An 18,536-nucleotide genomic window follows, 5' to 3' on the forward strand; every position below is an offset into this window, starting at 1 on the left:
ATATAATCAATATTATATTACGAAAGCAAAAATAAGCAGGCAGCTTTAAGGAGGAACACTATGTATAAAGCAACACCGGAGGAAATGAAAAATTTAGTGGATTCGTTACTGGTCAGTTATCAGAAGCATCCGGTTATTTGTAATATTGATTGTACGAACCGTTTGAATAGAAATATGACTATTGAAATATTGGAAATGATCCGCTTTGTTTTATTCCCGGGGTATTTTGAATTGAAGAATTTAAAAGGAAGTTCCATTGAATATCATGTGGGTGAACTGCTGGAAAATATTCAGTACAAACTGAAAAAGCAGGTAGCCAAAGCATTGCAGCATGAGCAGATTACCGGTGAATTAACGGAAGAAGTGGCGGAAGCAAGAGCAGAGGAAATTGTACTGCAGTTTCTCCAAAAACTTCCGGAACTGCGGGATATTCTTGCGACGGATGTCCAGGCGGCTTATGATGGGGATCCGGCGGCATATAATACGGATGAAATCATCTTCTCTTATCCCGGAGTATATGCGGTTACCATCAACCGGATTGCACACGAACTGCATGTTCTGGGAGTACCACTGATTCCCCGCATGATGACAGAATATGCCCATAACCTCACCGGAATCGACATTCATCCCGGCGCTACCATCGGAAAGAATTTTTTCATCGATCATGGAACAGGTGTCGTAATTGGTGAGACAACAATCATCGGGGATAATGTAAAGATCTATCAGGGAGTTACCCTGGGAGCGTTATCGACCAGAGGCGGTCAGAGCCTTAGAAATAAAAAGCGTCACCCTACCCTGGAAGACAATGTTACCGTATATTCCGGCGCATCAATATTAGGTGGGGAGACGGTAATTGGAACCGGTGCTGTAATTGGTAGTAATGCCTTTTTAACTTCCTCCGTTCCGGCGCATACAAGGGTAAGTATCAAGAATCCGGAACTGCAGTTTAAAGACCGTTCTACGGTACGGACTGCTGAGATTGGCCAGGAAGGCTTCTTTAACCGGGTTGAGCAGGATTAAATAAGAGGACGCTTTGGAATGAGCAATTTTTGAAAGAGTGGGCTGCAGGACGTTTCTATCCTGCAGTCCACTCTTTTTCAGCAGCAGAGCGCCAGATGGCAGGCATACCTGGCTATGCACAATTCAAATTCACATTTAAGCAATATTGCAGGAATCCGGGTTTTGTTTTGCGTGATCCCTGAGAATTTTTTTGAATTTAAGGATAAACAGCGTTAGGGTTGTAAGTGCGGCCAGGATATCGGCAATGGGTTCTGCCAGAAATACAGCAAAAACTTTGTCTGATATAAACAGCGGCAGTATGTAAATAAACGGTATCAGCAGAATTATTTTACGCAGCAGCGCCAAAAACAGGGAAATTTTGGCCTGTCCCAGTGCGATAAAGGTTTGCTGGCAGGCAATCTGAACCCCCATCATAAATACACCGCCGGCATAGATCCTCGCTGCCCAGGCTGAGATATCCAGCAGTTCCTGACTGCTTGCGAATAAGGACGGCATCAGGTGCGGGAAGAACATAATAATCAGCCAGAATACCGATGTATATAGGATCGAAGCAATTAACAAAAGTCTAAAAGCGTGTTTTACACGATCCAGTTTGCGGGCTCCGTAATTATAACTGATGATTGGCTGGGCTCCCTGTGACAACCCCTGTAAAGGAAGCAGGACAAACTGCATGATACTTCCCAGAATGGTCATGGCGCCCACAGCCAGGTCGCCTCCAAAACGTTGAAGGGAAGAGTTAAAGCATATATTCAGCAGGCTTTCCGTGCTGCTCATAATAAAGGGAGAAGCTCCCAGTGCCAGCACCGGAATAATGATCTTTTTGTTAATTTTAAAATCCGCTTTTTTAATACGAAGAATGGTTTTCTTCCCGGTGAGAAAACGAAGTACCCAGATTGCGGATACACACTGGGATAAAATTGTTGCAAGTGCGGCACCTTTCACACCCATGCCAAAGCCGAAGATAAATATCGGATCCAGTACAATATTAATGATGGCACCGATAATAGTGGTCATCATACTGATTTTTGCAAATCCCTGTGCAGTGATAAAAGAATTTAACCCAAGTGCAGTCATAACAAATATGGTTCCCAGGACGTATATATTCATATAATCCAGTGAGTAGGATATTGTATTTTCACTGGCACCAAAAAGGAAAAGCAAAGGTTCACCAAAGATTAAGAAAAAAGCAGTTAATACAACGGCCAGGCCAATAAGCATCACAAAGCAGTTGCCAAGGGTCTTTTCCGCCCCATCCATGTCATTTTCCCCCATCTTCATAGAGATCTGGGGAGCTCCGCCCATTCCGATCAGACTGCTGAAAGCCGTGATCAGGATAATTATGGGGAAACAAAGCCCGACACCGGTCAGTGCCAGGGGGCCTACATCCGGCATATGCCCGATGTAGATCCGGTCTACAATATTATAGAGCATGTTAACCAATTGGGCTGTAATTGCAGGCAGCGCCAGCTGGAGCATCAGATGGCTGACTTTTTTTGTACCAAGAAATTCATTACTGTTATTCATTAACGTTACCTCTTATCTAATCTATAATTGTGTATTCAAAGAATTCCTGACGAAGATGGGTGCCTTCCATAATTTCCGGCGGCAGAAGTGCACGGGCTGTCAGTTTTAACTCGCCGCATTCCTGATCCGTTCTCTTTAAATGCGCATAATCTCCGTCAATAGCTTCCACAACATACTCAAATGTTTCCATGTGTGATCACCTCCCAATCTTTCATTTGTCAAATTATACCTCTGCATATCGCAGGCTCAGATGCGATACTGCATTAATAGATCATGTGAAAGCAGTTTTCTTTCACACTTTAACTCTCAATATTATAGTATAGCGAAGTTGGGTATAATAAACAATAGTTTTATTTGCGTTTGTTAAGAATCTTCGTTATAATACTACTTAATGAAGCAAGTGGTCTGTATTATTATTTGAAAGGGGGAAAATGTCTATGAATTCAATAGAATCCATCATAAGAGAACAAAGAACTTTTTTTCGGGAAGGGCATACGCTGGATATCTCATTTCGGATCGAACAGCTTGGTAAACTTAGGAAAATAATAAAGAAATATGAAAAAGAACTTTACCTGGCATTAAAGGCTGATTTGAATAAGCCGGAATTTGAGGCATATGGAACAGAGATCGGGCTTGTCCTGGATGAAGTGAAGTATATACAATCCCATGTAGAGTCATGGGCGAAACCGAAGCGTGTAAAGACATCGCTTGCGAATTTCCCGTCAGCCAGCCGCATTTACCAGGAACCCTATGGTGCAACCCTGGTGATGTCGCCATGGAATTATCCGGTATTGTTATCTTTGGATCCCCTGGCAGGAGCTATTGCTGCTGGAAACTGTGTTGTTTTAAAGCCGTCTAATTATTCACCAGAGGTTTCCGGACTATTGAAGAAAATGCTGGGTGAGATTTATCCGGAAAAATATGTAGCGGTGATAGAGGGCGGCAGAGCGGAGAATCAGTCGCTTTTGAACCAGCGCTTTGATTATATTTTCTTTACGGGCAGTGTGCAGGTGGGGAAAATGGTTATGGAGGCAGCATCCAAAAACCTTACCCCCGTAAGTCTGGAACTTGGCGGAAAAAGTCCTTGTATTGTGGATGAAACGGCTGATTTAAAACTTGCTGCAAAACGGATTGTCTGGGGGAAATATCTGAACTCCGGACAGACATGTGTAGCTCCGGATTACCTTCTGGTCCAGGAAGAGGTAAAGGAGCCGCTTCTAGCCTATATGAAAGGCTATATTGAAAAGCTTTATCAAAAGCCGGTAGATGGGGTGGAGATTTATACCAGGATCGTAAATGAAAAACACTACAGACGAATAATGGGTCTGATAGAAGGGGAAAAAGTAATAGCAGGAGGAACCGGGAATCCGGATAAGCTGCAGATTGCCCCTACTATCCTGGATGAAATAACGTGGCAGTCACCGGTAATGCAGGAGGAAATTTTTGGTCCGGTGATGCCGGTACTGACTTTTCGGACACTTCAGGAAGCGATACGGATGGTATCCAGGCGGCCAAAACCCCTGGCGGCTTATTATTTCACCTGCAGCAGAAAGCGCGAAAATTATTTTCTGCAGCATACTTCTTTTGGAGGAGGATGTATCAACGATACGGTAATGCATCTGGCAAGTTCCCATATGCCTTTTGGAGGTGTTGGCGACAGCGGAATGGGAGGATATCACGGGAAGGATAGTTTTGAGACCTTTTCTCACAAGAAGAGTATTTTAAAAAAAGCGGGATGGCTTGATCTGCCGTTTCGGTACCCTCCATATAAAGGGATCTATTTTAAGATATTAAAAATGATCTTAAAATAAAGGAACTGTTTGAATAATGCCTGGCAAAGGAGGAGCTGCATGGTAACCATCGAGGAATTTGAAGAGATGATGTCTGAAATAGTAGCCACACTTCCGGAAGAATTTTTCCGGGAATTAAGCGGAGGTGTTATCTTAAAGGAAGAAGAGAAGCGCCACCCGGAGAGCGTTGGCAGAGAATTGAGCATCATGGGTCAGTATTGCAGGAATCCTTTTCTGGGAAGGTACGTTGTGATATACTATGGGTCTTTTCAGCGGATTTATGGCACATTGCCGAAAGAAAGGCTGAAAGAGAAACTCCGTAAGACTATTTTGCACGAATTCAGACACCATTTGGAGTCATTGGCAGGAGAACGAGATCTGGAAATCGAAGATGCCGTCCAAATTGCCCGGTATAAAAGTGAAAAAAAGACTTGACGAATGTGGACGGTAGTAATAAAATAGCAGATAGCGATAGAATATGTTTGTAGGACGCACAAATGTATCTCAGAAAAAGACAAAGCCGAAACGAGGAGGACTATTATGGCAACGTATATGGAAATGAGCAAAGAGGAACTGTTACAGGAAAAAGCAGAGTTGGAAGCACGCTTCCAGGAAATTAAGGAAAAAGGCTTACAATTAGATATGTCCCGTGGAAAACCTTCCGCAGCACAGTTAGACCTGGCTATGGGGATGATGGATGTTTTAAACAGCAGTTCTGACTTGAAATGCAGAGCGGGAGTTGATTGCAGAAACTATGGCGTATTGGACGGAATTCCGGAAGCACAGGAATTACTGGCTGATATGACAGAAGTACCGGCAAACCAGATTATTATCCACGGAAACTCCAGCCTGAACATTATGTTTGATACTATTGCCCGTTCCATGACTCACGGGGTTATGGGAAGTACTCCATGGTGTAAATTAGATAAAGTAAAATTCTTATGTCCGGTACCGGGATATGACAGACATTTCTTAATTACCGAATATTTCGGGATTGAAATGATCAACGTTCCCATGACGATGGATGGACCGGATATGGATATGGTAGAAAAGCTGGTAAGCGAAGATGAAGCGATCAAGGGTATCTGGTGTGTGCCAAAGTACTCTAATCCACAGGGCATTACCTATTCAGATGAAACAGTAAGAAGATTTGCACGTTTACAGCCGGCAGCAAAAGATTTTCGGATTTTCTGGGATAATGCATACGGCATCCACCATTTATATGATGACAAACAGGATAACCTGATTGAAATCCTGATGGAATGTAAAAAAGCAGGGAATCCGGATATGGTTTATAAATTCTGTTCCACTTCAAAAGTAAGTTTTCCGGGTTCCGGTGTGGCAGCAATTGCAGCATCTCCTGCAAACTTAGAAGCGATCAGAAGGCAGATGACAATTCAGACCATCGGACATGATAAATTAAACCAGTTAAGACATGTGCGTTACTTCAAAGATATTCACGGTATGGTTGAACACATGAAAAAACATGCAGACATTATGCGTCCGAAATTTGAAGCAGTAATTAACGGACTGGAATCGGAATTGGGCGGTTTAGAGATCGGAACCTGGATTCGTCCAAGAGGCGGATACTTCATTTCCTTTGATGCACTTCCGGGATGTGCTAAGGCAATCGTTGCTAAAGCAAAAGATGCCGGACTTGTTATGACAGGAGCAGGCGCAACCTTCCCATATGGAAAAGATCCTCAGGACAGCAATATCCGTATTGCACCTTCTTATCCTACTCCGGAAGAGCTGGCAGTGGCAACCGACATTTTCGTGCTCAGTGTAAAACTGGTAAGTATTGACAAAATATTGGAAAGTAAATAAGAATTATCCGGCTGCAGCCCCTGTATTACGGGCTGCGGCCTTTTCTTTGCAGCAGCGGCAGAAATTTTAAAAATTCCCGTTCTCTATATTAATATTTCCTGAAGTTTATTTACAAATGGCAGAGACGTGGTAGAATAAATGTAGCTATTCAGCAGGTCTGCGCATTTACTGCGCTGATCTTGAGAAAATATGGGGACATCAGGCAAAAATTCCATCGCCATATGCGAATTTAAAATGGATTTTTGCTCATACCTGTGAAGATACTGAACAGGTACGGATAAATTGTGTATGCCACAAAAATGAACATGCAAAGGAAAATTAATATGAGAAAATCACGAAAGATGTTATTAATAGGCGCGATTATTTATGTGCTTGTCATGATTGCAATTTATATGGGGGTAAGTGTATATTTTATGAAACACTTTTTCCCGGGATCAATTATTAATGGAATTGACTGCTCCTCCAAGACAGTGGAAGAAGCAGAAAATATGATAGCGAATAAAGTGCAGGATTACAGTATCACCATAGTGGGGATGGATGGGAAAGAAGGAAGCATCAGCGGCGCACGTATGAACTTTGCCTATGTTGCAAACGGTCAGGTGCAGGCCCTCAAAGACAGCCAGAATCCTCTGGTGTGGCTGTATGCTTATTTTAATCCGGAGAGTTACAGCATGGTTGCCAAAACGACTTATGATAAGGAAGCACTTCGCAGCAGCATGGAAAAACTGGAATTTTTTGATGAGACAAAAATAGTAAAACCGGAAGATGCAAAGATTGTACAGGCCGGTACAGGTTACCGCGTTGAAAACGAGGTAGCGGGAAATGAACTGGATAAAGAAAAGGTATTTGAACTGCTGGTAAAAGCTGTGGACGAGGGTGATGCCAAACTGGATCTGGTTGAGAATGACTGTTATCTGAAACCTGCAGTTTATGCAACGGACGAGAGTCTGACAAAGAAAGTTGAAGTACTGAATAAGTATTCAAATATGACAGTTACATATGAGTTTGGAAGTGATCAGGAGGTTATCAGCAGCGATACGATCAACCAGTGGATGAGCCTGGATGTGAATAATAATATTACCTTCAATGAAAGCGAAGTCAGTGATTATGTGGATCGTCTGGCAGATGATTATGATACCTATGGACGTTCCCAGCCTTTTAAAACATCCCGCGGGGAGCATGTCACCATTCAGAATGTTACCTACGGATGGCAGATCGACCGGGATGGAGAAAAAAAGGAATTGATGAATATATTAAAGGAAGGGAAATCGGTTTCCCGTGAGCCTGTTTATGCACAGACTGCCTTCGCAAGGGGAGAAAATGATATCGGGGATACCTATGTAGAAATTGATTACAATTTCCAGCATATGTGGTATTATAAGAACGGAAACCTCGTAATAGATACAGATGTGGTTACGGGTAACACTTCCAAAAACTATGATTCTCCGATTGGAGTTTTTACGCTTCAGGATAAAGAACGGGATGCAACACTTGTGGGAGAGGACTACAGGACTCCGGTAAGTTACTGGATGCCATATTACAACGGCGTGGGAATTCACGATGCCAACTGGCAGCCTGTGTTTGGCGGGGACTGGTATAAGACCCACGGATCCCACGGGTGCATTAATACGCCGATTAATATTGTATCTGTCATCTATGACAATATAGAAGTAGGTACACCGATTATCTGCTATCAGGGTTCAACAGCGGCTCCGCCTAATACTCCGGTTACGCCGGTTGCTCCGGAGACGAATACACCACAGAGTGAAAGTAATACGTCCCAGAGTGAAACAAATAAACCGGACGGAGAGACAAACAAACCTGGAAGCGAAACGAACACACCGGAAAGTGAAACGACTGCACCCCAAAGTGAGAATACACCTCAGACGGATATTCCTTCTCCGGAAAATCCAGACAGTCCGGATGGCGAAGAGTAGAAAAGGAAGAAAAAGTCTCAGAATAAGGGTACAGAGCAGCACTGTAAAGATGTCCCAAATGAGATGGTTCTGAAAATAGAACATAGTAAGAAGAATCATATTAGAATTATGCCGGGATGAAGACGGCGGATTGAATGAAAAGAATTGAGTATCAGGAGGAAGCATATGAATATTGTAGTACTGGCAGGTGGAATCAGTACGGAGAGAGAAATCTCTATCGTATCTGGTACAAAAGTGTGTGAAGCTTTGAGAGAAAAAGGACACCGTGCTATTTTACTGGATGTGTTTTTTGGAAATACAGGGCTGCAGGCAGACTGTGCGTTTACGGAAGCATATGATGTAAATGCGGCTGCAGCATATATGAGAAGTTTTGACAGTAAACTGGAAGAGGCTGTTAAAACTCAGAAGGAATTTTTCGGGCCGATGGTTCTGGAGCTCTGTAAAGCAGCGGATGTAGTCTTTCTGGCGCTTCATGGAGAAAATGGAGAAAATGGGAAAGTTCAGGCAGCATTTGACCTGCTGGGAATTACTTATACCGGCAGCGGATATCTGGGCAGTGCACTGGCTATGGACAAGGGAATTTCAAAACAATTGTTCCTGGAAAACGGAGTCCCCACACCCAAAAGTGTGATGCTGAAAAAGGCAGAGGGAATGAAACAACCGGAAACAATTGGAATTTGCCTTCCCTGTGTGGTTAAGACCTGCTGCGGCGGTTCCAGTGTAGGCGTTTATATTGCAAATACCCGGGAAGAATATGAGCAGGCGGTAAAGAATGCTTTTCACTATGAAGATGAAATTATCATTGAGACCTATGTAAAGGGCAGGGAATTCTCTATAGGTGTTGTGGATGGTGAAGCGTATCCCATCATCGAGATTGCCCCGATACAGGGCTTCTATGATTACAAAAATAAATATGAGGCAGGCAGTACCATTGAAACCTGTCCGGCGGAACTTGCTGCAGATCTTACGAAAAAAATGCAGGATTATGCGGTGATGGCATATCATGTATTGCGGCTTGAAAATTATGCCAGGGTTGATTTCCTGATGGATGAGAGCAATAACATGTACTGTCTGGAAGCAAACACCCTGCCGGGAATGACTCCTACCAGTCTTCTTCCACAGGAAGCCGGTGCTCTCGGGATGTCATTTGCGGATCTGTGTGAAAAGCTGATTGAAGTATCATTAAAGAAATAGAAACCGGATTGCAGCTGCTTCTTTACGCAGTATGGTAAGCCGGCTAGATGCATGGGAAGGTTGGTAAATGAGATGAAAAATATGTCTTTAAGTCAGATTGCAAAAGTATGTCAGGGCATATATTACGGAGATAAAGACAAGAGTGAAACAGAGGTTACCAGCATTACAACAGACAGCCGTAAAGCAGAAGACGGCTGTCTGTTTGTTGCGGTAAAGGGGGAACGGGCAGACGGACATCGATTCCTTCCCCAGGTATTTGAAAAAGGAGCCCGTGGTGCATTGGTGGAAGTAAAACCGGAGAATCAGCCAGGTCCTTACATTCTGGTAGATTCGACTCTGCAGGCGGTAAAAGATATTGCGGAGTATTACAGACAGCAGCTGCCTGTGAAAGTGGTTGGTATTACCGGCAGTGTTGGCAAGACCAGCACAAAGGAAATAATAGCTTCTGTATTGGCTGAAAAATATAAGGTCCTGAAGACTCTTGGTAATTTTAATAATGAGCTGGGTCTGCCTCTGACCGTATTCCGGTTAAGAGAGGAACATGAGATTGCAGTTCTGGAAATGGGAATCAGTGACTTTGGAGAAATGCACAGACTGAGTAAAGTGGCAAAGCCGGATATCTGTGTACTGACAAACATTGGACTGTGCCATCTGGAATTTTTAAAAAGCAGAGATGGGATACTGAAAGCAAAGTCTGAGATTTTTGATTATATTGCCGAAGATGGAAAGATTATCTTAAACGGAGATGATGATAAACTTGCCACGATCAATGAAATAAAGGGGATTACCCCAATATTCTTCGGTGTTGAAAGCGGTAGGGAAGTCTATGCAGATCACATTATTCCACGAGGTCTTAAGGGTATCCAGTGTGAGATCCATGCCGGAGGGGAAAGCTTTCAGGCAGTTGTGCCAATTCCCGGATACCATATGGTGCTAAATGCACTGGCAGCCACAGCGGTGGGAAGAACCCTGGGGCTTAGCATGGAGGAAATTAAAACAGGGATTGAGAAGTTAGAATCTCTTGGCGGCAGATTCCATATTATTGAGACAGATACCATCACTATCGTGGATGACTGTTATAATGCCAGTCCATCCTCCATGAAAGCATCTTTAGACGTATTAAAAGATGCACAACAGAGGAAAGCTGCAATCCTGGGCGATATGTTTGAGCTTGGGGAAGATGCGGCACTGCTCCACGCAGAAGTGGGTGCATATGCGGCAGAACATAAAATTGATCTCCTGATCTGTGTGGGAGAAATGAGTAAGAATATGGCGCAGGCTGCAAAGGAAGCGGGCGGCTGCCAGGAGGTGGTCTATGCAGAAAACCTGGATTGCCTGACAGAAGTCCTGCCGGGATTGATTAAGAAGGGTGATACGGTACTGGTTAAGGCTTCTCATGGAATGCATTTTGAAAATGTAGTAGAAAAGCTGCGCGAGCTGTAGAGTATGTTTGAAAATTCACATCGTTAAACTGGGATGGAAAGCAGAAAGACTTCTGTAACCGGCAAACAGGCAGTTTCCGTAACAGGAAGCGCCTGGCCGGACAGAAGGCTTTCTGCTTTTATATTTCGAAAAATAATGATACCGGTAAGATATGATTTCAGGTTGTGTAAACAGATTTTACCAACTATAATAAAAAGAAAACCAAAGTATAGCAGGAGGATTCTATGAAAAAGAATATCATGATACCCGATACAGACCTGAGTGTGCTGCCCCTGGGGCTGGGTACAGCTACAGCCGGGTTGAACTTTGACGGACAGGAAGCAGACAGGCTTTTTGATACGTTTTTATATCTGGGCGGAAATATGATCGATACGGCAAGAGTGTATTCTGACTGGGTTAAGCCGGAGACGGGAAGAAGTGAAAGAGTGATCGGAGAATGGATTCACAGAAGTAAGAAGAGACATGATACGGTAATTGTGACCAAAGGCGGTCATCCGGATATGACGGTGGAAAAGCCTGACTTACATCTAAGCCGTATGGGCAAAGCGGAAATGCGCCATGATCTGGAAGCTTCATTAAGAGCTTTACAGACAGATTACATAGATCTTTATTTTTATCACCGGGATGATACAAATCAGTCGGTGGAAGAATTGACAGAGGTAATGGAACAGTTTGTGAGAGAGGGGAAAATCCGTTATTATGGCTGTTCTAACTGGTCCGCCAAACGTATGCAAGAGGCGGATGCATATTGTAAAAAGATGGGATATCGGGGATTTGCTGCAAATCAGGCACTTTATAATCTGGGATCTTGTTTTATGAAACCATTGCCGGATGATACGATGGTGAAAGTGGATGAGGAAATGTTGTCTTATCACAAGGAGAATGCCAATAATGTACTGATGCCTTATATGGGTGTCTGCGGGGGATTCTTTCACAAGTATATAACCCAGGGTGCAGAAGCAGTAAAGGACAGTCCTTATTTTGTAAAAGAAAATGTGGAGATGGCAGAACGGGTAAAATTACTTACCAGAAAATACAGCGCTACTGTTTCCCAGGTTGTATTGGGCTTTTTTACACAGCAGGACACTTTTTGTGTGCCGCTCTATGGGCCAAAGAACATAGCCCAGATTGAAGAGGCTGTTGGGATGTTGGATATTGCGTTTGAAAAGGCAGATTTTTTGTAAGGGGGGATTTTTTGAAAGAGAAAAAATTATTACAGTATATCGGTAAATTTACACAGACGGCAGCACTCTCCCTATTTTTCTTATCGGCTGTTTCACTGACAGCGTTTGCTGAGAATGAGACGCCGGAAAGACTGGGCAGTGACCAGAAACCGGAAATTTCTGATATGGGGCATATCCCAAGCGGAATTGACCAGCAGTTTTATAATTATGAGGGGAGAAGCAGACGCAGGACCAGATCTGTTTTGCCACAGCAGTTTGATCTGCGGCAGCAGGCGTTGGCTTCCCCTGTCAAGAACCAGAGCCCCTGGGGCAGCTGCTGGGCATTTGGGACACTTTCTGCTATGGAAAGTTCTGTTATGGTACAGGCAAGTGAGAGTAGAAATACAAATGCAGAAATCCCGGACTATTCAGAAAGACATCTGACCTGGTTTTCCTATCAGCAGCAGGAAGGGGAAGGAATTATTTCCTCAAAGGGACAGCCTTTTGACGTAGGAGGAAACCGTCAGATAGCTACCGGACTTTTGTCTTCCTGGGCAGGCGTGGAGTTGGAATCGCAAGTGCCCTACCTGACAGGAAAATCACAGGTCTGGTCGGTGGATAAGGAAAAACTTTACGATTCCGCTGGACATCTGCAAAATGCAGATTTTCTTCCCGGAACGGCTGTTTTTGATAACTATGCTGCAAAGAGCGGATATAGGCTGGACCGGGATGCAGTTAATACAATAAAAAAGGCTCTGATGAATAACGGGGCAGTGGATGTATCGTATTATGCAGATCAGAGCAGACCGGATCAGACTTCGGTCAATGGCACTTACATTAACAATAAAACTTATGCTCAGTATACAGATCAGTATTTAACAGCCAATCATGAGGTATCCATAGTAGGGTGGGATGATGACTATTCAGCAGACAATTTTCTGCCGAACCGCCGTCCCCCGGGAAACGGAGCGTGGATCGTGAAAAATAGCTGGGGCAAAAACTGGGGAAATGAAGGCTGTTTTTATTTGTCTTATTATGACCAGTCTGTCTGTGAATTCACCAGTTTTTATCTGGATCTGCCGGATAATGAGGGAAATTACCGGTATGATCACAATTATCAGTATGATTTTTTAGGAATGAAAAGCGTTTATGGTATATTGAGATATCCTCAAAGTAAGGTGATGGTTGCAAACGTATTTACAGCGGGGGCATATGAAACATTAAAGGCTGTTTCCGCAGTTACCACAGAGCCAGGATCAGAGGTTCGGATTCAGGTTTATAAAAATCCTGAGGGGGATAATCCACAGAGTGGAATGCTTGTGGCAGAACAGACAGAAACCGTTTCCTATGGAGGATACCATACCTTAGAATTAGAGAAACCTCTTCTTCTGCAGACGGGCGACCAGTTTTCCGTGGTACAGTTAATCACCGGAGATAAGGGAAGCTACGTACCTCTGGAACTTGCATCTACGTCACCTGTGTTCGGAGGTGAAGCTTTTACGAATGCTAAGGTAGAGAAAGGGCAAAGTTTCTGGAATCAGGGAAATGGCTGGACGGATTTAGCCGAAAATCCATATAAAAGTAACAATGTGTATTCCGGAAATGTTATGATCAAAGCATTTACAGTAGATAATGCAGTTACCGCCAGGGTAAAGTCGGTTACGGTTGACAGCCTGGATTCCCGAATGCAGGAAATCGAAAGCGGAATCAGCGCAGAAGTGTCGGATTCACAGGAAGTTCAGATTACCTTGCCGCCTGCTTCTGCATTTATAAGGTTACATCCGGTTTTGGAAGATCAGGGTGAAGTTGAAATACAGATAGACGATCAGATTTATAATGGGGAGGATGCAATTCCCAGATCGGCTTTCGAGGATAAAATTGTAACGGTTGTGGGAAAAGGCCAGTCCGGCAGCATCTGCTACAAGTATCGGTTTACTGTCCCGGATACGGTATTAACGGATAACGGGGTGACATTGACTGACAGCCGCAGTTATCTGCCAAAAGGTGTGAATTTCAGCGCACGGGTCTGTGAAATGGAAGAAGGAATCTATGATGAGATCCGTGAGAGCCTGAGCAGGATCGGAGGCAGATTATTTACTGTTTATGCAATCAGTACTACCGCAGATGGAAATGAAATTTCTTTATCCAGTGATGAAAATGTCGTGCTGCATTTTCCAAAGCCTCTGGAATATGAGGAGGACAGAACCAGGCTATTTGCGGTAAGGGTTACGGAGGATCATCTCCTGACCGAGATTTCTGATATGGAAGATGGCCTTCAGGCGCCGGTAAATCACATTGGAAATGCTTACTATGTTGTGGCTGAAACGAAAAAAAGCGCACAAAATCCACCTGCACAGGCTGAAATCGCTGAGTTACCGGATGCAGTGACGGATTATAGTATTGTGGTGAAAGTTGTGTATGGGCAGGAGTATTCCATTGACAATGGAGGAAACTGGAAGATGGCTGAACAGACAGAAGGCGGATTTAGCGGACTGTTTGAAGGATTACTCCCTGGTACAGATTATCAGGTAATTACGAGATTTGCTGAAACAGAGGATACCGCTGCCAGCAAACCGTCCGTTCCTCTGCATGTGCGAACCAAGAATGCGCCGCCTCAGGCACCGGACGCACCGGCTGTCCTGGAAAGGCTGGACAGGAAAATTACGGTTCAGACAGTGCCGGGGCAGGAATATGCCATTAAGCTGTCAGCGGAAGATAATTACGGGGAATGGCAGGCAGAAGGCATTTTTGAAGGACTGAACCCGGAAACGGAATATGATATCATAGCCAGAATCTGTGAAACGGATACTGCCATGGCAAGCAGTGCAGGTAATCCGGCACAGGCAAGAACAAAGGCGGAGCCGCCGGCTGCTGTGGAAAAACCGCAGTTATTATATGCAACGGATAATAGTATAACAGTACAGGCAAGACCGGGGCAAGAATATATATTAATAGGCCAAGTAAGTGGGGAAGAGGTCATAGATGTGTTATCAAGTGCAGGAGATGATGCTCTGAATGCTGCTGCAAATAACCCGGAGGATTTCATAAATGATGGTGCAAACTGGCAGGAATCTGGAATTTTTACAGGGTTACAGCCGAAGACGGAATATCTGATCTTTGCAAGGAAATCGGGAACAGAGACGGAAATGCCCGGAAAAGTGAGCGAAGGGCTAGTGGCAGAGACCAGGAAAGTGGCGCCAGATGCAGTTTCTGCGCCTGTAGTGATAAAACGTACAGATATATCTGTGGAAGTGGAAACCCAGCCAGGCCAGGAATACAGTATAAAAGTTTCGGGGGAAACGGAGTTCGCCCAATGGCAGGACAGCGGATTATTCGAAAGACTGGAACCTGGAACTGAGTATGAGATTGCCACACGCATAGCAGAAACCGGGATAACTGCGGCAGGAAATACCAGTGAAGTATTGTCCTTGCGAACGAAAGATAGTGCGCCCCAAGCGCCAGCGGCACCGGAAGCAGCCCAGCGATTGGATCACAGCATTATAGTAAATACAGTACCGGGGCAGGTCTATGCGATTACAACAGAAAGCAGCATAAATGGGGATGCACTCATTTGGCAGAGCAGCGGAATATTTGAACGATTGGAAGATCAGGCATGGTACTATATTTTTACAAAGCAGGCGGAGACCGATACAGTGATGGAAAGTGCTGTCAGCGAACCTTTACCGGTTCTTACGCTGCAGTCTTCGGCAGAAGCGCCGGATGTACCGCAGCTAAAATCTGCAGGAAGTGACTTTATAACAATAAAGGAAATGAGCGGTCAGGAGTATTCCATTAACGAAGGCAAGAACTGGAAGCAGGGCAGTACGTTCAGCGGACTTGTACCAAATCGTATCTACCGGGTTATAACCAGGGTATGCAGGACAGCAAACAAAATGGAAAGTCCGGTAAGCCAGGCATTGGATGTGAGAACTGACAAACGTAGTGCCGTGGCGCCTGCGGCGCCCGTATCTATAGGAATAACGGAGACTGTGGTTACCATAAGAACGGTGAATGGTCTGGAATACTCCATCGATGGAGGAAAAAGGTGGCAGAACGGCGGTGTATTCTCAGGCCTGAAGCCCAATACAAATTATCGGGTTCATGCTAGGTCGAAAGAAAATGAAATTTATAAAGCGAGTCCATTAAGTCAGGTTTTGTCAGTTACCACAAAAAAGATTTCGGAATTTCAGGTTATCCTGAATGGTAACGGAGGCAAGACAGACATATCGTCCTTTAGGGTAAAAAATGGGAACCGTTACGGCAGTCTGCCAACCCCAAAGAGATCCAAATATGCATTTAAAGGGTGGTATACAGCGAAAACAGGAGGAAAGAAAATAACTTCAGGTTCCCTAGTATCACTTCAAAAGAAGCAGACACTGTATGCACATTGGTCAAAGGTAAGCACTGCCAGGGTAAGTTCCATTAAACTGTCCAATTCAAAGAAAAGGCAGCTGGCTGTAAAAATAAAGGATGTGAAGGGAGCAGGCGGATATCAGATCTGTTATGCAGAAAACGCATCTTTCAAAAAGAGCAGAAAATCATTAAACACGACGAAAACGAGCAAGAAAATCAGTAAGCTGAAAAAGGGCAGAACCTATTACGTAAAAGTCCGGGCTTATAAAAAGGATTCCTGCGGTAAGAAAATCTATGGAAAGTACAGTAAAGTAAAAAGGATTGTGATAAAAAAATAGAAGGTATTCCAGTAGTCTTTGGAACTAATGTGCAGATATTCCGATCTGTCCATAACGGTATAATCAAATGCCCGTATGGAACGATTGGAATATCTGCATTTTTTTCAGTTGTTTTTAGCAACAAATCGATGGTTTTTTTTATTCGATTTTAATTTATGAACTTCTGTGCCGTACTGTCAAAGAGTCCCAGGTCTGTAAGGCGGATTTCCGGAATTACCGGAAGTGCCATAAAGGACAGTGTTATAAATGGGTCAAAATATTCGGGGATACCCATTTCATGTGCCAGTTTTAACATTTTGGAAGTGATTTCACTGGTAACTTTTCCGGAAGCGGTGCTCATAAGACCAAATAAAGGAAGGGGCAGAGATGCCAGGACCTTGCCCTTTGAAGCGATTACATATCCCCCCTGAATCTGTTTTAAATGGTTTATGGCGGCGGCAAGATCCTGGTCATTGTCTCCGGCGGCTATAATATTATGACTGTCATGAGCTACGGTAGTGGCAATTGCCCCATCTCTAATTCCAAAACCTTTTAAGGGGGCAATGGCGATATTTCCGGTTCCCCTGTGCCTTTCTACAACGCATAGCTTCGTATAGCCGTCTCCCGGACAGAAGAGTCCGTCTTTGGCTGGAACCTGGGCGATTACATTTTTAGTAAGGATCTGGTGTGGAACCATTTCAATAACATGCATGTCTTCTTTATAGGGCAGTGCTAACTGTGAGGTAGTAATTTCCTGGAAATGTACGGTATGCAGCAGGTCTGCGGGAATGGGAATGTCTTCTAACTGCTCCATCCACTGAGGGGTCACCAGGCGCCCGTCTTTATATACGGAGGATACCGCAAAATTTTCCAGGTCATCCAGAATCAGCAGGTCTGCATGGTATCCTGGAGCTATGGCTCCGTAACCGGTAAGACCGTAGGTTCTGGCCGTATGTATGCTTGCCATGGCAATGGCAGCAGCAGGTTTCAGGCCAAGGGCAATGCTTCGGCGTACACAGTGGCTGATATGGCCTTCTTTCCAGATATCCTCCAGATGCTTATCATCGGTGCACAGGAGAAATTGATCCAATGGCAGCTGGCTTTGTACCAATCCGGGGATGATGCCGTCTATATTTTTGGCAGCACTGCCTTCCCGTACCAGAATTTTCATGCCCGCCCGGCATTTTGCCAGAGCTTCTTCAAAATGTACGCATTCATGATCTGTCGCGATTCCGGCACATGCATAGGTCTGAATTTCCTGCCCGGAAAGTCCCGGCGCATGTCCATCTGCTGTTTTTTCTTTAGCCAGCTCTAATTTTTCAAAGATGGAGGCATCCCCTGATAGTACCTGGGGAAAGCACATAACTTCGCCCAGCCCTAACACACGGGGATGATGGATATAAGTATGAATATCTTCGGCTTCAAATTTGGCACCATTTGTCTCAAATGGTGTTGCAGGTACCGAAGAGGGAAGCATAACGAATAAATTTACCGGCAGCTTTGCGGCGGCTTTCAGCAGATAGTCAATAGCTTTGCTTCCACATACGTTTACCATTTCATGGGGATCTGCAATAAGCGTTGTAGTTCCATCCGGCAAAACAGATTTTGTCATTTCGCAGGGGGTTACCATGGAGCTTTCGATATGCAGATGGGCATCCATTAACCCCGGACAGAGATACTTTCCACTGCAGTCGATTTCACTGCTTCCGTGATAAGAGCCAATGCCCACAATCATGCCCTGGTAAACAGCCACATCTGCAGCATAAATCTCCTGAGTAATTACATTAATAATTTTTCCGTTTTTAAAGACTGTATCAGCCGGGATCCTGCCGGAAGCAGCCTCGCATAAGGTTTGTTTTGATGTCATAATTAGAAACCTTTCCTGAATTATATTTGTTTTTTCATAGGCGGAATTACCGTTTACCGGCGCCTGTGAACAGTAATACGATTCTTTTGTAACAGTCTAAC

At 44.2% G+C, this 18,536-nt stretch carries 12 protein-coding genes; 9 read left to right on the forward strand and 3 right to left on the reverse strand.

What is annotated here, in order from left to right; genetic code table 11:
* Nucleotides 1-60: 60 nt before the first annotated feature.
* Nucleotides 61-1,020, forward strand: a complete 960-nt coding sequence (gene epsC, locus RHS_RS13990; protein ID WP_027293063.1) for a serine O-acetyltransferase EpsC — start codon at nt 61-63, stop codon at nt 1,018-1,020.
* A gap of 135 nt (nt 1,021-1,155) precedes the next feature.
* On the opposite strand, the gene RHS_RS13995 is transcribed toward epsC, so the two are convergent.
* Together RHS_RS13995 and RHS_RS14000 are read right to left on the reverse strand one after the other, a co-directional pair.
* The gene (locus RHS_RS13995) at nt 1,156-2,544 is read right to left on the reverse strand and encodes an MATE family efflux transporter (RefSeq protein WP_027293064.1); all 1,389 of its coding nucleotides are present in this window, start codon (nt 2,542-2,544) and stop codon (nt 1,156-1,158) included.
* Between the two features lie 16 nt (nt 2,545-2,560).
* Complete coding sequence (locus tag RHS_RS14000; protein WP_027293065.1) at nt 2,561-2,734, reverse strand: hypothetical protein; 174 nt, start codon at nt 2,732-2,734, stop codon at nt 2,561-2,563.
* Nucleotides 2,735-2,975: 241 nt separating this feature from the next.
* Between RHS_RS14000 and RHS_RS14005 the strand changes: the two genes are divergently transcribed.
* The 8 genes from RHS_RS14005 to RHS_RS14040 all read left to right on the forward strand — a co-directional run bounded on the left by RHS_RS14005 (nt 2,976) and on the right by RHS_RS14040 (nt 16,589).
* Nucleotides 2,976-4,355, forward strand: a complete 1,380-nt coding sequence (locus RHS_RS14005; RefSeq protein ID WP_395022408.1) for an aldehyde dehydrogenase — start codon at nt 2,976-2,978, stop codon at nt 4,353-4,355.
* 39 nt (nt 4,356-4,394) lie between these two features.
* Nucleotides 4,395-4,769 (forward strand): metallopeptidase family protein, encoded by a 375-nt coding sequence (locus RHS_RS14010; protein WP_027293067.1) that lies wholly within the window; start codon nt 4,395-4,397, stop codon nt 4,767-4,769.
* A gap of 105 nt (nt 4,770-4,874) precedes the next feature.
* Complete coding sequence (locus RHS_RS14015; protein ID WP_027293068.1) at nt 4,875-6,161, forward strand: aminotransferase; 1,287 nt, start codon at nt 4,875-4,877, stop codon at nt 6,159-6,161.
* Between the two features lie 323 nt (nt 6,162-6,484).
* Nucleotides 6,485-8,098, forward strand: a complete 1,614-nt coding sequence (locus RHS_RS14020) for a L,D-transpeptidase family protein (RefSeq protein WP_052377723.1) — start codon at nt 6,485-6,487, stop codon at nt 8,096-8,098.
* 165 nt (nt 8,099-8,263) lie between these two features.
* A complete protein-coding gene (locus RHS_RS14025; protein ID WP_027293069.1) occupies nt 8,264-9,292 on the forward strand; it encodes a D-alanine--D-alanine ligase in 1,029 nt (342 codons plus the stop codon).
* A gap of 72 nt (nt 9,293-9,364) precedes the next feature.
* Nucleotides 9,365-10,735, forward strand: a complete 1,371-nt coding sequence (gene murF / locus RHS_RS14030) for a UDP-N-acetylmuramoyl-tripeptide--D-alanyl-D-alanine ligase (RefSeq protein WP_047833556.1) — start codon at nt 9,365-9,367, stop codon at nt 10,733-10,735.
* Nucleotides 10,736-10,959: 224 nt separating this feature from the next.
* Nucleotides 10,960-11,919 carry an aldo/keto reductase gene (locus RHS_RS14035; RefSeq protein ID WP_047833535.1) on the forward strand — a complete coding sequence of 320 codons (960 nt, stop codon included), beginning with the start codon at nt 10,960-10,962 and terminating at the stop codon, nt 11,917-11,919.
* An 11-nt stretch (nt 11,920-11,930) separates the two neighbouring features.
* Nucleotides 11,931-16,589 carry a lectin like domain-containing protein gene (locus RHS_RS14040; RefSeq protein ID WP_047833536.1) on the forward strand — a complete coding sequence of 1,553 codons (4,659 nt, stop codon included), beginning with the start codon at nt 11,931-11,933 and terminating at the stop codon, nt 16,587-16,589.
* A gap of 148 nt (nt 16,590-16,737) precedes the next feature.
* Here the strand turns inward: RHS_RS14040 and ade are convergent, their stop codons facing one another.
* On the reverse strand, nt 16,738-18,435 hold the full coding sequence (gene ade, locus RHS_RS14045) for an adenine deaminase (RefSeq protein ID WP_047833537.1): 1,698 nt from the start codon (nt 18,433-18,435) through the stop codon (nt 16,738-16,740).
* Nucleotides 18,436-18,536 lie beyond the last annotated feature (101 nt).

Origin of the sequence: Robinsoniella sp. RHS, from assembly GCF_001029355.1 — a bacterium.
Lineage (GTDB): Bacteria > Bacillota > Clostridia > Lachnospirales > Lachnospiraceae > Robinsoniella > Robinsoniella peoriensis.